This window comes from Emticicia sp. 21SJ11W-3, from assembly GCF_024138715.1.
In the GTDB taxonomy this organism is placed as follows: domain Bacteria; phylum Bacteroidota; class Bacteroidia; order Cytophagales; family Spirosomataceae; genus Emticicia; species Emticicia fluvialis.
Window position 1 is genome coordinate 3,720,827 of sequence record NZ_CP092074.1, and the last position, 16,338, is coordinate 3,737,164.

The window sequence follows — 16,338 nt, forward strand, 5'->3', positions numbered from 1 at the left end:
TTACTTGGCTTGGTTTTTGTTATCTTTGTTGCAGCACGATGTCATATATCTCAGGCAATTCGCTATTATGAGCCTACAAAACAATTCTCAGGTTATTGAGCCGGATGAACAAATCATCTGGGCAAATAAATATGTCAGGTTTTTTAAAAGCACGATAGGTATTCAGAATACCTTCGACAAAATGATGAACGTTTTGTTTCAGTCATTAAAAAAACTCGATATTGCCGATAAATTCTACTACGTTAATTTCCCTCAGCCCAATAAAGCTGTTATAACGCATTCATCAGACCTTCAGCTGGTCGGGCGCAATATTCCCTTCCTCCAGGTTCAGGATATGCTCGATTGCAACTTTAAAGTAATTGAAGATACCGAAGGCCTTTTCAGTTTTGAAGAAACTGAAAAGAAAGTGATTGTACAGACCATTAAAACCGATCATACCTCTGGTTTGCTGGTAAAAGTCTGCCAGCCAGATACGCCAATCAATAACGGATACCGTTATTTTTCTTTGCTGAGCAAGATACGGTTTGAAGAAATTGTATCTACCTACCAGACCACCACCGAACTCACTGAACTGAACATACGTTTTGAGTCTATTCTGAGTAAAAGCCCCATACCCATTGTATTTGTTGATGAAAGCGCCAATGGCGTATTTATGAACACCAAAGCCTATGATTTGTTCGGGTTGTCTTCTGATGTGCCAATTACCTCGCAAACCATAGCAGAGGGATTCAGCAACCTGCTTAACAAACTGCAGAACAAAGAGGAAGTTCAAAACCGGATGCAGGAACTGATGTTCTCTAACTCAATAGACCGCTGGCGTTGGAAATTTGCCGCCCCTATAAACCGCACCTACAATGTAATTACGCAGCTGATACACGTAAACAGGTATTCGGGCCGGATATGGATTTTTGAAGATGTAACCATTGAAGAGCAGGTAGAAGAACGCCTGCAGGATATTAACCATCAGCTGATTCATCTGGCTGAAAAAGAACGCCGCGACAACCTGATGAAGACCACTTTTCTGGCTAACATGAGCCACGAAATACGCACCCCCATGAACGGCGTTATCGGGGCTGTGAGTCTGCTTGAGAACACGGCGCTTTCTAACGAACAGTTTGAACTGGTAAATATAATTAAGAAAAGCGGCGAAAGCCTCATTTCGCTGATTAACGATATCCTTGATTATTCAAAGATTGAGGCCGGAGAACTGGTAATTCAGCCCGAGGTTTTCTCGACAGTTGAGTTATTTGACGACTGCGTAGATGTTTTCTATGCCACTGCCCTTGAAAAAGGCATACAGTTAAGGGTTATGCTTAACCCTAATCTGCCGGTGTATGTTAAAGGCGACCGCAACCGGCTGCGGCAGATAGTGCTTAACTTTATTTCTAACGCCGTTAAATTTTCGCCGGTTGGCGCCTGGGTTACTATCAAGGTATCTGCAATTATTAAAGACGGCAAACCCACGTTATCTTGTAAGGTAATAGATCAGGGCAAAGGTATTGAAGCCGGCGAACAAGAGCTTATCTTTGACCGCTTCAAGCAACTAACCAACAAGCATTCGGGCGGTACAGGCCTTGGGCTGGCTATCTGTAAACGCCTGACCGAAATGATGGGCGGTGAAATTGGCGTAAAAAGCAAAGCCGGCCATGGTGCCGAATTTTTCTTTGAAATTCCATACGAAAACACCGACTCCCGGCCTATTCTGATGGGCGACTTGTTTAACAAGTACGCCAATGCCGATACCTGTATCTGGTCGTTAAATGCAGAGCAAGCCGTTGAAACCTTCAACCAGTATTTTAAAGATAAAAAGCTGGAGCTGATATCGTCAAGCACGGTAGAGGGTTTCTTTAAGATTCCGATAAAACTGCCTTCAATGATACTTATTGATTCTATGCAGGTAAATGGCAAGATGGAAGAAACCATCCGTTATTTGCATGAAATGGGTATCCCTGAAAGTGTGCCGGTTCTGGCTATGTCGTACAGCCATGAGAAAGAGGCTAAATCGTGCGAGAAATGGGGATACAAAGAAGTGCTAATAAAACCATTAAAGTTGAAAAACTTAATGAAAATGGTTGAGAAATGGATATTTAAAAACGATATCGGCATTAAGCAGGTACAAAAGCAGGAAACTAAGCCAACTAAAATTCTGGCTAACCATAGCGTACTGGTAGTTGAAGACAACGAGTTTAACCAGAAGATTCTGAAACGGATACTGGAAGGGGTAATGGATAACTTTGATATTGTTGAAACAGGAGAAAAAGCCGTTGAAGAAGCCAGAAAAAACAAGTATGACCTGATTTTTATGGATATTCAGTTGCCGGGTATAAATGGTATCATGACCTCTAAACTTATCAGGGAAATTTATCAGGAAACCGACCAGCCGTTTATTATTGCCCTGACGGCCGATGTGTTTCTGAAAGACTCTTCTTCCCTGGAAGAAGCAGGCTTTGATGATTACCTGCCGAAACCGTACCGGCAGAAAGAAATTCTTACCAAGATTGAGAATTACCTGCAACGTTAGGTAAAGATTTTACAGGGGCTCTGATACACACCAAACCCCTGCCCACAAAAATACCCGGGGCTTAGGTGCACCGGGTATTTTTTATATAAAAAGCTGTATCTTACTTGCTTAATACACCGAGTTTTTCGGTAATCAGACCTTCCAGATATTCTTTGATTGAATCTATCTTGATTTGAGATACCACATCTTCGGCAAAGGCCAGTAACTGCAAACGTATCGCTTCGTTTTTGGGAATCCCGCGCGACTGCATGTAGAAAATGGCTTCGTCATTCAGTTTACCGGTGGTAGTACCGTGCGAACACTTCACGTCATCGGCCCATATTTCCAGCTGTGGTTTGGTATTCATAGTGGCCTCGTCAGACGTAACCACGTTGCGGCAGTTCTGATACGCATTTGTTTTTTGCGCATCTTCACGCACAAATATTTTACCATTAAACACCCCGGTTGACTTCTCCATCAATATACCCTTATACAGCTCGTTACTCTGGCAGTTAGGTTTCCGGTGGTCTACCAGTGTATGGTTATCTATGTGTTGCTTACCGCTGGGTACATACAAACCAAAAAGATGGCTTTCAATGTGTTCGCCATCTAACACAATATTCAGGTTATTTCTTACAAAGCCACCGTTAACGGTAACCGTAGCGCCATAGAAATAGCTTTTATCTTTCTGATACACCTGTGTAGTACCAATATGATGCGCTTTGTCGCTTTCGTTCTGTACTTTGTAGTAGTCGGCGCGGGCATCTTCGAAAAGCACAAACTCGGTAACAGTATTTATAAAGTATCTGTTATCACCAATTGTGCGGTAGGCTTCTGCAATTTTTACCTCTGCATTTTTACCTACTACAATCAGGTTCCGTACGTGCGCTCCTACGTCTTCTTTGCGGGTATCACCAATAAACCGTAGAATAACCGGTTCTTCAAGCGTTTTATTGTCTGCTATATATACCACAACGCCATCTTTTGCCAAGGCAGTGTTCAGGGCTGTAAAAGCATCATTCTTGTAGTCGGCATACTGCCCGAAATACTGATTAACTATTTCAGGCATTTTTTGCTGAGCTTCGGCAAAAGGTACCACTTGCAGGTGTTCGCCAGGGCTTTCTATTTTAGACAGTTCGGCATGAAAAACACCATTTATAAAATACAGAACGTTACCTTTCAGATTAGGCAGGTGAATATCCTGTAAGTCTTTATCGCTGAAATCAGAACCCGCATCAAAATTATAATTTTGTTTGGTAAGCGCTGAAACATTGCTGTATTTCCACTCTTCATGCTTGATAGTGGGAAAACCCAGCCTGTCAAAGTTTTTCATGGCCTCAATACGTAACTGGTTTACAGGCAAAACACTCTTGCCGTTCAGTTGCGCCTCAAGGGTCTGAAAATCAGCCATTAACTGATTTTTTAAATCTTTATTTTCTATAGAACTCATCTTATAATTCTGCTACTGCTTCTAATTCTATTTGATAACCAAAATGCAATTCTTTAACAGGAATGATAGACCGGCCAGGTTTGTGGTTTCCGAAAAAAGTGGCATAAAGCTGATTAACAACTCCCCAGTGGTCTCCGTCTGTAATGTACACCGTTGTTTTCACAACCTTGGTGGCATCGCTTCCGGCTTCTGCCAGTATTTGTTTCAGATTATCAAAAACCACGGCGGCCTGTTCTTCAATTCCGGATTCAACAGGCAGCTTTTCAGAAGTTTTAATTTTAATGGGTAATATGCCCGATGTAAAAACAAGACCGTTGCTCACAACGGCGTGTGCATAATGACCTGCGGGTTGCAGACTGCCGGATACCTGAACGGTTATCATAACTGATACTTACGCTACTTCAAGCGAATCAACCTCGGCTTTAATCCAGTCGTAGCCTTTTTCTTCCAGCTCAAGGGCCAGTTCTTTGGTGCCACTTTTAACAATTCTTCCTTTGTATAGAACGTGTACAAAGTCTGGTACGATGTAATCAAGCAGACGCTGATAGTGCGTAACTACAATAAAAGAGCGGTTTTCGTCTCTTAGTTTATTAACACCTTCGGCTACAATTCTGAGTGCGTCAATATCAAGGCCAGAGTCGGTTTCGTCAAGAATACAAAGCTGCGGCTCAAGCATGGCCATCTGGAAAATCTCGTTACGTTTTTTCTCACCGCCAGAGAACCCTTCGTTCAATGAGCGTTTCAGCAGGGTGTCGTCAATTTTTACCAGCTTCGCTTTTTCTTTCATTCTTTTCAGAAACTGCGCGGCATCAAGCGACTCCTGCCCGTTATATTTACGGATTTCGTTCAGAGCAGTTTTCAGGAAATTAATGGTGGTTACGCCGGGTATTTCAACCGGGTACTGAAATGCAAGAAAGATGCCTTCTGCGGCTCTTTCTTCAGGAGACATATCTAGTAAATCTTTACCGTTAAATTCAACGGTACCGCTGGTTATTTCATAGTCTTCTCTACCTGCCAGAACAGAAGCAAGCGTACTTTTACCCGAGCCGTTTGGCCCCATAATGGCATGAACTTCGCCGGGTTTTACTTCAAAATTTATTCCACGTAATATTTCCTTCTCCTCAATTCTCGCGTGTAAATTACTGATAGTGAGCATTTTTTAAGCTTTATTTTAAATGATACTTGACTACAGACGGTTTGTGTACTCTTTTAGATTCTAAAAATTAAACTGCAAAGATACAACCAAAATAACCAAGATGCTATTCTTATTTTTTTAATTAATAACCCCAAATAAGGGCTGCTCGTTCCGTATGTTCTTTAAAATTTAACTGATTATCAACAAAATCTGCAAGAAACAACCCATTTGCCGCTAAACATCTGGCAATAAAACAAATAAGCAAAAGCAGATATAGGCAACCTTATGCAACTACCTCATACAATTTAACCGCCTGGGCTTTGTTTTTAAGGCTGGTTTCGCCTACCTCCTGGCAATTGAAAGACTCCTTCACTTTTTCGTAGGTAGCCTGGCTGATGATAATCTGGCTTGGTTTGGCTGCTGCCTGCAGGCGCTGGGCAGTGTTTACGGTGTCGCCAATTACTGTGTAATCAAGGCGGCGCAAAGAAGCCGACCCGATGTTGCCTGATATCATCTCGCCGGTGTTTACACCAATTGAAACCTTAGGCGTATAAGTAGCATGATTAGGCAATACCTCTTCAATTTTGGCAATGGCCGACCGCACCGCCAGAGATGCTTCAATGGCGCGGTCTAGGTGGTAATCTCCCTTAAAAACAGCCATTACGGCATCGCCCATAAATTTATCAACGTAGCCACCCTGCTCTATGATACCCTTCACCATTACATCAAAATATTTGTTGATGAGGTTCACCACAGTATCGGGCGTTTCTTTCTCTGAAATAGATGTAAACCCGCATATATCAATAAAAACTACGGTAGCCTCTATGGTTTCGTTGGCCGTGAGCGAGGTCTCAAACTCGTGGCTGTTCATGAATTTCAGCACGGTTTCATCTACATACATTTTAAGAATGTTGTTTTCTTTGATGGCCTGTAGTGTCTGCCGTAACTGAATCACGTGCTTGATGGTTTTCTCAACGGTAAGCTCCAGGTCTTCAAAGTTAATGGGCTTGGTCAGGAAATCAAAAGCGCCCCGGTTCATTGCCACCCTGATGTTGTCCATGTCGCCGTAGGCAGATACAATAACAGCTTTCAAAAGCGGGTTTACGTCTGAAATCTTACTCAACAGCGTGAGGCCGTCCATTTCCGGCATATTGATATCGCTCAGTATCATATCAATATCCGGTGCTTCCTGCAATATCTTCAGAGCTTCCACACCATTTTGTGCAAAGCTGAACTCATAGGTTTTCTCTCGAATCTGTCTACGGAATTTCTGTTTGATGAGCGTTTCCAAATCTGCCTCATCGTCCACTACCATTATTTTGGCGTTCATATCGAGCTTTTAAGTTTTTGTTTTAATTCTGCAAAATCCAAAGGCTTGGTCAGGAAATCGTTCGCCCCAAGGCTCATGGCCTGGGCATGACTTTGCTCGTCTCCATAAGCAGTAATCATCATCACAGTTGGCGGTGCTTTGGGCGATTCAGACCGTATTTGCCTGAGTAGCTCAAGCCCGCTCATGCCCGGCATGTTGATGTCTGACAAAATAAGAATAGCCTCTAAATCCTGCCCTTCCAGATACGTAAGCGCTTCTTCTCCTGAGCCGCTGAAAGCAAACTCAAACTCACCAGAACGTATCTCTCTTCGAAAGCGCTGCTGAAATAATGTTCTTACGTCTTCTTCGTCGTCAACAACTAAAATTTTCATTTTTACCGGGTTATTCTATTAATTATTATGTCAAAGATAAGGCAATTTGATAACAAACGTTGTTCCCTCTCCTTCTTTTGTTTCTACATTGAGGGTTCCGCCGTGGCCTTTGGTAATGATGTCATACGCCAGCGACAGCCCCAGACCCGTACCCTGCCCTGTAGGTTTGGTAGTAAAAAACGGCTGAAAAATCTTGCTTTTTAAGGCGTCTGGTATGCCCACCCCATTATCTGTTACTTTTATTTCAATCTGGTTGCCTATTTGCCGGGTCTGTACAATTACCTGCCCCTTACCCTCCATATCTTTAATGGCATAAAAGGCATTGTTGATAAGATTAAGCAATACCCGGCCAAAATCCTGTGCAATAACCGGCACTTTGGGCAGGTTGGCATCCAGGTCTGTTTTAAAATCGGCGTTAAAGCTCTTGTCTTTAGCCCTTATCCCATGATACGCCAGCCGAAGGTATTCTTCGGCCATGGCGTTTAAGTCTGTCGGTTCTTTTTTGCCTGCACTTGAGCGCGAATGCTCAAGCATACCCCGCACAATGCTGCTGGCTCTTTTGCCATGATGGTTAATTTTCTCGAGGTTCTGGGCAATGTCGCCTAACAATTCTTCTTCCAGCGCTTCGTCTCGTTCAGGTCTGGCGCGTTCTTCCTGGAGCTCATCAATCAGTTCTTTGCTCAGTTCAGAGAAATTATTGACAAAATTAAGCGGATTCTGAATCTCATGGGCTATTCCGGCGGTGAGTTCTCCCAAGGATGCCAGCTTTTCGCTTTGTATCAGCTGGGTCTGTGTTTTTTTCAAATCATCCAGCGACCTGGCCAGTTCGGCTGTGCGTTCTGCTACCTGCTTTTCCAGCATTTCGTTCTGGGCGGTCAGTATCTGTTGTTTCTCCTGCTCATGAGCCAGGTTTTCTGCCGATAGTTCTTCAATTTCGATGAGTTTTCTGGTCAGAGACTTATGCGTTCTTGAATACTCTCTTACCAGCGACAGCGAAAGCCCGATGGGTATGCTGAAAAACATAATCACAATGATAAACAGGCCTATGGTTAACACAACGCTATCTGATCCGGCACCCGAAAAACCACCTATCATTAACGTAATAACACCGGCTGCCGCACTAAAGGCTACCACCACAAGCGAGTAAATGGGTACTTTAGCGTTAGAGTCTCCTCTTTTTTCTGCCAGAATACTAACTCTGATGAAATCAACAAACAACAGCAGAAAAGGCAACCATACCTCAACATACAAAGGCAATTCTATGGCAAAAATATTGCACAATAGGCCGCCTGTAACCAATAAAGCCACAGCATAAAAAATTGGGCCGTATTTCTGATTGAGATACTGATACAACGAAACGTTAATCAGCAAAATGCCCAGGTAGGTGGCCGTCAGGGTAATAAGGCTCAGTATCTCTCTATTAGAAATATCGGTTTGAATCTGCTCAAAACCGCGAAGAAAAAAGCCTATGGTAAGAAACAACATGGTAAGACCTAGGCTGAGGCTAACTTTCTTGACAGGGTTTGAGACGAAAAACAGGAAATGCAAAAGGGCAAAAACAAGAAACACCCCGGCAAACAGGTAATTAAACCCAAGAGACCGATGCGATTTTCTCTCTATAAAATTGCCGATGTCTTGTGTTTTAAAAATCTTCAAACCAAATATCTGCGAGCTGGTGCCCGGATAAAAGAAATTATTGCCAGAAAACGAGTACCTAACTGCCAGCACATGTATATTGGTATCGGCCATGTTAATAGGCAGTGCAGTGGCATAGGCTTGTGTTTTTTCTTTAGAAGGGTCGGTACTAACTACCCCCAGTTTATGAAGCAATACGCCATCAAGATAAATTTCAGATGCGCCCATCTGGTTTACAATGAGCGTCAATGGCTTATTTACAAATTCTTTGGTTACCTGCATCGGGCGTCTCAACCAAGCAATTTTCGCCTTAGCCAGATCCGGATGGTCATTCATCGACTCAAGAACCGTTATTTTGTTCCATAAGCTGTCGTTAAAATCAGGCTTTGCCCATAACTTGTTATCGCCGGCGTGCCACTTCCAGTGATTCGCCAGGCCAACACCAATTTCAGGAATATCGTCTACAGGGCTAAAAACTATTTTTTTCTGAGCCTGACTCTGAAAAACTACAAAAACTATAAACAACAGGTATATATGCTTCATGCAGGGTAAAAAACTATCTCTTTAAAATTGAGTATTGGATTAATTTTGATTTAACGATTGGTGAGTTGACTATACCCGGATATTTTTTTACCCAACCGGTATTGTAATCAGAAATTCGGTTCCTTCTCCTTCAACAGACGTTACGTCCAGTGTTCCGCCATGCCCTTTGCTGATAATATCAAAAGCCAGCGATAAGCCCAGCCCTGTGCCCTGCCCCGTAGGTTTGGTTGTAAAAAACGGCTGAAAAATCTTGTTCCTTACGCTCTCGGGTATTCCGGTTCCGTTGTCTTTTACACGAATAATTATTTCATTGTCTTTTTTATTCATCTGGGTTATTACCTCAAGGGTGGGCTTGTAACCGTTCAGGTTTTGCCTGGCTTTTTCCTGCACGGCATAAAAACCGTTGTTGAAAAGGTTAAGCAACACCCGGCCAAAATCTTGCGGAATAATATTTACCTTAGGCACATCGGGGTCCAGGTGAGTTTTAAAATCGGCATTGAAGGTTTTGTCTTTGGCACGCAACCCATGGTAAGACAACCGCAGGTATTCATCGGCCAGGTCGTTTATATCGGTTTCTTCTTTTTGGCCTGTGCTTGCCCGGCTGTGTTGCAGCATACCGCGCACTATGCTGGCCGCGCGCTTGCCATGATGGTTAATTTTCTCCTGATTCTGCACCAGGTCGCTCACCAAATCGGCAATCAGGTCTTTGTCCTGCTCGTCTCTTTCCAGTTCCTCTTGCAGTTCTTTGGCCAATTCAACACTTAGTTCAGAGAAGTTATTCACAAAATTCAACGGATTCTGTATCTCATGCGCAATTCCGGCCGTCAGTTCACCGAGCGATGCCATTTTTTCTGCCTGCACCAGTTGTTTCTGGGTAGATATCAGCTCTTCAACGGTTTCTTCCAGCGCTTCTTTCTGTTTTAGCAACTCGGCTGTTCTTTGGGCAACCTGATATTCCAGCTCTAGCTTTTTGGCTTCGTTGCGCAGGCGTTCTTCTTCTGCTTTCTGCCTTTGCTGCAACTCAACTTTGTTTTGCTTGTGGGCATAAAAACCAAAGCCAATCATCCAGCAAACGGCAAAACCCTGAGCAATGTCAAACAGTTCAGAGTATTCATTAAAAAAGGACCGTGCTACCAGCCTCAGCAAACCATTGGCAATAAAAACAGTTGCCAGCGGAAAAACCGCTGTCCATAAAACATTGGTGCTACGGTTGTATCTGGCCTTATATATAAAGAAAGACCCTATCAGTACGAAGATTTCGTAGAAATGGTATTTGAAAAATCTGAACCAGGGAAGCTGCGAAATAACAATAACCGGAATTACATACAGCCAGCCCCGCTTCAGCAGCATATCCTTCTCAGGAAACCTTTTTGCTGTATCATAATAGGTTCTAAGAAACCTGAATACTAAAAAGGTAAAAAGGGTTTTCTGCGCTAAGTCACTAAAATCAAATTTCATAAAACGGGCAGAATTAGTCAGTCATTTGGTTAATAAATTAAATTGGCGGTGTAATAATAACCTTAGTTTGCCTGGCCTCCAAACATGGCAGGCGTTTCCGGTTGTGGCGGGCACTGCTTACCTGCACTTCTGAATTTAATCAAAAATAACGAAAATCCTTCAAAATCCAATTTTAGAGCCGGTTTAGCACAAAATTTGTACTGATTGTAGTAAAAAAGAAACAGCTTTGGATTATTTGAATAAAATTTGTGACAATATTTGCACCATAAATACACGAAAGGCAATAGGGCAAAAAAACTGGCAGTAAATGGATATTCAGAAAGCAGAAAACTATGTTTTTGATAAACTTGACGAGAATTTATCAGATTCGCTCTATTATCATGGTGTGCATCATACAATTGACGTAACCAATGCTGCACTGCAACTGGCCGTTGCAGAGGGCATAAATGATAGTGAAACGCTGATATTGATACAAACGGCTGCGCTTTACCATGACATAGGCTTTATAATCACTTACAACGAACATGAAGCAGAAAGTTGCCGACTTGCCCGGGTATCGTTGCCGAATTTTGGTTACAATCATAGCCAAATTGAGGTTATCTGTGGCATGATAAAGGCCACCAGAATACCGCAAAGCCCGACCACCCATCTGGAAAGAATTATTGCTGATGCCGATTTGGATTATCTGGGCCGGGACGATTTCGAGGCGGTTGCCCAAACACTTTTTGATGAATTACAAGAACGCGAACTGGTTACCGACCACGACAGCTGGAACAAAATACAGATTAATTTTCTGGAAAATCACCAGTACTGGACAGAAACCGCCCGCCAATGGCGAAACGAAGCGAAGCAAAAACGTCTGAGTGAGTTGAAGGCTATGTATGCCTAAGAACATATTTAAAATTACATTGAGTAAATTCTATTATCAATTTACGTTACACGGCCTACGGCATCTCTAAAATTTAAAGATACTCTAAGTAAGTAATCAAACGCAATTATAAAATTCCAGTTGCTGCCTAAAAAAATTACTAAATCTTATGTTTACATTACAAGAACGAATAGAATACGCCCATCAAAGTCTTAGAGTTACCCTCTCTCATCCATTAACAATTAAAGTTGCTGATGAACTATTAAAATTAGATTTAATTGCTCTTGTTGACCATTTTAAAAAAGAAATGCATGAGAACTTTGAACATTGGTATGAAAAACACGAGCCAAGATTAAAAGAAAGAAATGAAAAGATAGGCTGTGTTTTTTTTGAACATTCTTACCCTTATTATGCTGAAGATACTCGTGCCGACGCATTTGGTATATCTTCAGATAGTCCGAGAGATGAATATGGATTATATTCTCATTATGACGTAATGGAAGATTTTGAAGGAAGTGGTGAAATAACGCTAAAAACATTCAAACCACTTGCACTATTTGAAGAAATGCCCGAAGAACGCAAAGATGATAATGATTTTTATTCAGAAAAAGGATATGTATTAGATACCTATTACTTTGTCAATAGCTTGATAATCGGTACGGCCATAAAAGAGATTTTTTACACATCTAAATTTGCAACCATATGTGAAAGACCTTTTTTCCTAGAGATTCAAGAGCACGATATGTCAACTAGTCATCATGTATTAGCTTATCTTTTTTCAGACCGGGACGAGAGAGAAGACCTAAAAAGTTTTAATTATGATTTACTCAACTATGAGATAGAAACTCTATTTGAAAATGCAATTACTCATATAAAAGTACTTGCAGACCCACCTCCAATATATAATATCAAATTTTTAATTTCTAATTATGAATGTTCACTTTTGTTTGAAGACAAACAATCATCAGATGAAGAGGTGAAAAGGTTAACACCACTAAGTGAAGGTTGGATAAAATTTTATCAGAGTGAAGGTAACTCATATTGGGAAAATCGTTCAAGAGAGGAGTTAGCCAGATTGGATAGAAATTACAACTCTTACAATACCAAAAATTCTATTTTTATAGAAAATTTTTCAATTTTTTCAATCCCTAAAGAACATGATAGTCGATTTAACCAAAATTATTTTTTAAACGATAAAGAAAAGTTAGAAATAATAGGCAGAATGATTGATGAAGCTTTTAAGAAAAATCAATCAAGATTGAAAGGCCTGAATTTAGATAATGATTGCATACTTATCGCTTTTGGAGATGACTATTTGAATAGAAAAACATGGAAAATTTAAACATCTGAATAAAGGTTTGTTTAGCGTATATTTAAATTTTGCTTTCTTAAAAAAAAGTACATAACATTTATCAGAATAGGTGTATTCTGTATATATAGTCATCGAACCGGCGAAACGGCGGTTACATCGCAAAAATAAAACACAGTCTCATAAAAAATCACTTTGACGGTCGATTAATACGCCTAAGCTCAGACCACCGTCAATCGTTTCAGTTTATCATTCTGCCTGCGTATACGCTGGCAGAGTATTCGTAGCACACTACGCAATAACTCATCGCGCTCTTCCATCAGGTCATAGAAATCGTCCTGATCAATTCTGAAAAGCAGCACATCACTTTTTGCAACAGCGGTAGCCGAACGAGGTTCGGAGTCGAGCAGGGCCAGTTCGCCAAAAATATCTCCTTTGCCCATGGTGGCAAAAAGTACATCATGGTCTACAATGCCAATCTCGCCCGAATAAATAACGTACATGCAATTACCGATGGCTCCTTTCTGAAAAACCTCTTCTCCTTCGTGGTACGTTACCTCATTCATAATTGGCACAATAGAGGTAAGCACGTTTTCTGGTGTTTCGGCAAACAACTGTGTGTTTTTTAATACAATTACACGCTCTAGTTCAGATATTTCGTTTTCATCATGTCCGTGTTGCATAGCTATTATTTCTTTATATTTTTCTTTCAGATAAAGGTCTTTTTTAACAATGGCCGCGGTTGCTTCCTGAAACAGTTTTTTCTGATTCAACAGGTATTTTTCAAAGAGCTGGTTATACTGCCCCCTCAGATTCCACGATTTCAGCGCCACCACTATTGTCCAGTCTCCAAAGGCATTGCTGCCTTTTTCAAGTATATACTCGATGATTGGCACAGGCACGGGTTTTTCAGTAAAATAGGCCACAAAAACCTGAATTTTCTTGTCAATCTCAGAATCGTCAAGTATTGCGTGCAAACATTTGTAAATAGCCCTCGGAATAATGTTATCCAGAATCTCGAGCGCGTTGGCTCTCTTTTCTTTTGATGAATGCTCAACACCCATCATGGCATCCTGCACCATTTCTTTTTCATACAGCAGCATCAACAAATAAAAAATCCGGTTTGAAGACTGCCCCAGCTCATAATTGAGTATGTCTTCATCCAGCACACCAAAACCATTCAGCAACTGATAGGCATGAGCCAGTTCTTCCTGTAGCAGATTCTCAAACAAAGCTTCATAGTTGTCGCTATTGGTGCGTCTGCCCAGCACTTTAAGCGCCATTTGCCGCACGTTCAGCGACTCATTCTGTGCCAGCCTGACCAACAGTCGTTCGCTGGCAAGGCTCTGGTATTTTTCGCTGAACAATACCACTTTTTGCAACAGTGCGGTATCTCCGCCTTTTGATAAGGCCTCTACTTCGGCAAATCCTCTGCCTCCGGATCTGATAAGGCTGTTAATAACTTTTTTACCCCACTGGCGGTCTTCCAGCAAATGCACCAGACCTTTTATCAGCAAAGCCGAATCAATAGCCCCCGCTACCTCAATGGCTTTTTCTTTAATAGCGCCAGTACCTGTTTCAAGGCATATCCTTACTATAGTTTCGTATTCTTTCAGGCGTAGCAGTTCAATTATCTCAAGCGCTACAATCAGTTGCTCAGGTTTGGTTTCGTCGCACAAGCGGTCAAGTTTTTCTTTGGCTTCATCATGTTGTACTCGCCAGCAGGCAATTATGGCGCCCTGTACGGTATATATGTTGTCAGAGTTAAGATAAACCGACCGCTGCCCGGGGCTTGTTGCCTGCGCACAGGCAATTTCTGCCGATATCCGCCTTACCTGCGGGTTAAGCTCGTGTTCATTAAAACCCTGCAAAAACTGTGAGTCAATAACCAGATGCTGGCTTTTAATAACGGTTAAAATATGCAGCCTTACTTTCTCAGAATTGTTCTTCAACAGAAAAGAAACCTGATTCTGAATTACCTTTGGTTCAAATTTTACAATCCAGTCTATGGCGCTTATTACTTCTTCGGGTTTATCGCTGGTCAGATTTTTCAGAATAATACTCAGTGCGTCGCCCTGTACCACCAGCTCATTACTTTTCAGGAAGCGTTTGCTGAGTGCATTTTTCAACTCTATTATATAGCGTTTGTAGGCTTTGTTGAGAAAATACAAGGCCAGCCAAGACAATATTACGGTGAGGGCGAAAGCTATCCAGATTTGAGATGAATGCACAAAATAGGCAATCAGCAACAGGATACCGGCAATACCCATACCCAGTGGCTCATAAAAACCTTTTGCCAGGGTATGGCCTTTTAAACGCTGCTGGGTTGATAAGGGCTGAAACATAACCAGAAAAACCGGGTCGAAGGCCGTTCGGCGGAGTACCTCAAAGCACAGGTATGCAGCGCTGAAATCAAACAGAAGCGAGCTTTCGTCCTGCTTATAAGAAGACATCCCCACCAGAAACACCGACATCAGCAAAGTGCCGATAGGTAACAGCAGCAACGCGTTTTTGAGCCCGAATTTATCAATTACCTTGCTAGAAAACAGCAACTTCACTACGGTTGAGATGGCATAGGTAATAGCCAGCAAATAGCCAACGAACGTGATAACATCGTGCTGTGAATGGAACTTGTACTTTACGTTTACAAAGAAATTGTACTCAATCCAAGTGGCCGAAGCCGCAATGGCTACCAGCCCGATACACATTTCAAAAACCAGCTGGCTACCGCCAAAAAGGGTTTCTACCATTCTGGACTCTGTATGCCTGCGTACTTTATTTTGATGATGACTAGGGATATCTGTAATTTCAAAAGTCTTTTTCTGTGTTAAAAAAGCCAGCAAAAAGGTTACAAATGCAACCAGTACCAATATGGCCAGCACCGAGGTAGAATGGATAAGCGCCGCCAGAATGGCGCCTATGGCCTTGGCTGGTACATCTCCTGAACCTATGACACTAAACAAACGTTTGCTCTGGCGTACATCAAAAACCAGGGCCGACACCCCCCAGAACTCAAGATTAACCAACAGATAGATAACCCTGAAGCCAACCATAATACCAATGGCCACCGCTGTTGAATGGTTAAAAAACAGAATAACGCCCATAATAATGGCCAGCACCAGCACCGCCAGCAACACACGTACGCTCAGTTTTTTCAGTACCAGATGATGCTCATAATACTCGTAGATTTTCCCTACGCCCATCATGGCAAAAGTAGAAACAATATAAGCAATGGGCAGCGATACTTCGGGGTGGTGTTCCAGTAAAATCAGGTTCGCCGAAACATATACTAAAACGGTTCCTATACTAATAAAGAAATTGTGTAGGAAAAATAACAAAAGTAGTCTTGATTCTTTCGGGCGCTCATCAGTGCGGGTAGTCGCACTCATAATTTTAGATTCAACCATTTGCATTTTTAAAATGGACAACGCAATTTAGGAATGTTTTTTCAAAAGTTTGGTTCAATCTTAGAAATTGTGAGTAAGAAAACACCAAGAAAAACACTCTGTTTTGTTATCAATGAGTTATCTTGTATTTTTGCTAAATAAAATGGCATTTTTCAACGAGCATATCAATTCACTACCAAAGAACGCTTATCAGGTTTCTGATAGGGGCACTTCGGCTAAGCCATTATTATACCTACCCCTACTTATTCCTGTTACATTCTTTGCCATTCTGTTTTTTATGGCGCAATTTGGGTTTTACTAATGTGAATGTTAATTTATCTATCCCGAAGATT

At 41.7% G+C, this 16,338-nt stretch carries 11 protein-coding genes; 3 read left to right on the forward strand and 8 right to left on the reverse strand.

The window, feature by feature from the left end; all coding sequences use genetic code 11:
• The first annotated feature begins 67 nt into the window (after positions 1–67).
• On the forward strand, positions 68–2,521 hold the full coding sequence (locus MB380_RS15755; protein WP_253526867.1) for an ATP-binding protein: 2,454 nt from the start codon (positions 68–70) through the stop codon (positions 2,519–2,521).
• A gap of 100 nt (positions 2,522–2,621) precedes the next feature.
• On the opposite strand, the gene sufD is transcribed toward MB380_RS15755, so the two are convergent.
• The 7 genes from sufD to MB380_RS15790 form a co-directional block, all read right to left on the reverse strand.
• The gene (gene sufD / locus MB380_RS15760; RefSeq protein WP_253526869.1) at positions 2,622–3,950 is read right to left on the reverse strand and encodes a Fe-S cluster assembly protein SufD; all 1,329 of its coding nucleotides are present in this window, start codon (positions 3,948–3,950) and stop codon (positions 2,622–2,624) included.
• Position 3,951: 1 nt separating this feature from the next.
• A complete protein-coding gene (locus tag MB380_RS15765; RefSeq protein ID WP_253526871.1) occupies positions 3,952–4,332 on the reverse strand; it encodes a RidA family protein in 381 nt (126 codons plus the stop codon).
• A 9-nt stretch (positions 4,333–4,341) separates the two neighbouring features.
• Entirely contained in the window at positions 4,342–5,106 is a 765-nt protein-coding gene (gene sufC / locus MB380_RS15770; protein ID WP_253526873.1) for a Fe-S cluster assembly ATPase SufC, read from the reverse strand.
• Between the two features lie 262 nt (positions 5,107–5,368).
• The gene (locus MB380_RS15775) at positions 5,369–6,415 is read right to left on the reverse strand and encodes an adenylate/guanylate cyclase domain-containing response regulator (RefSeq protein ID WP_253526875.1); all 1,047 of its coding nucleotides are present in this window, start codon (positions 6,413–6,415) and stop codon (positions 5,369–5,371) included.
• On the reverse strand, positions 6,412–6,786 hold the full coding sequence (locus tag MB380_RS15780; RefSeq protein WP_253526877.1) for a response regulator: 375 nt from the start codon (positions 6,784–6,786) through the stop codon (positions 6,412–6,414). The genes MB380_RS15775 and MB380_RS15780 overlap by 4 nt, the downstream gene beginning before the upstream one ends.
• A 30-nt stretch (positions 6,787–6,816) precedes the next feature.
• Entirely contained in the window at positions 6,817–8,964 is a 2,148-nt protein-coding gene (locus MB380_RS15785) for a sensor histidine kinase (protein ID WP_253526879.1), read from the reverse strand.
• Between the two features lie 87 nt (positions 8,965–9,051).
• Complete coding sequence (locus MB380_RS15790; protein WP_253526881.1) at positions 9,052–10,422, reverse strand: sensor histidine kinase; 1,371 nt, start codon at positions 10,420–10,422, stop codon at positions 9,052–9,054.
• 307 nt (positions 10,423–10,729) lie between these two features.
• On the opposite strand from MB380_RS15790, the gene MB380_RS15795 reads away from it, so the two are divergent.
• Complete coding sequence (locus MB380_RS15795; RefSeq protein ID WP_253526906.1) at positions 10,730–11,311, forward strand: HD domain-containing protein; 582 nt, start codon at positions 10,730–10,732, stop codon at positions 11,309–11,311.
• Positions 11,312–11,459: 148 nt separating this feature from the next.
• Positions 11,460–12,632: a hypothetical protein gene (locus tag MB380_RS15800; RefSeq protein WP_253526908.1), complete on the forward strand. Its 1,173-nt coding sequence runs from the start codon at positions 11,460–11,462 to the stop codon at positions 12,630–12,632.
• 188 nt (positions 12,633–12,820) lie between these two features.
• Here MB380_RS15800 and MB380_RS15805 read toward each other — a convergent pair whose 3' ends face one another.
• Positions 12,821–15,988, reverse strand: coding sequence for a cyclic nucleotide-binding domain-containing protein (locus tag MB380_RS15805; protein WP_253526910.1), 3,168 nt, complete (start codon positions 15,986–15,988; stop codon positions 12,821–12,823).
• Between the last annotated feature and the right edge of the window lie 350 nt (positions 15,989–16,338).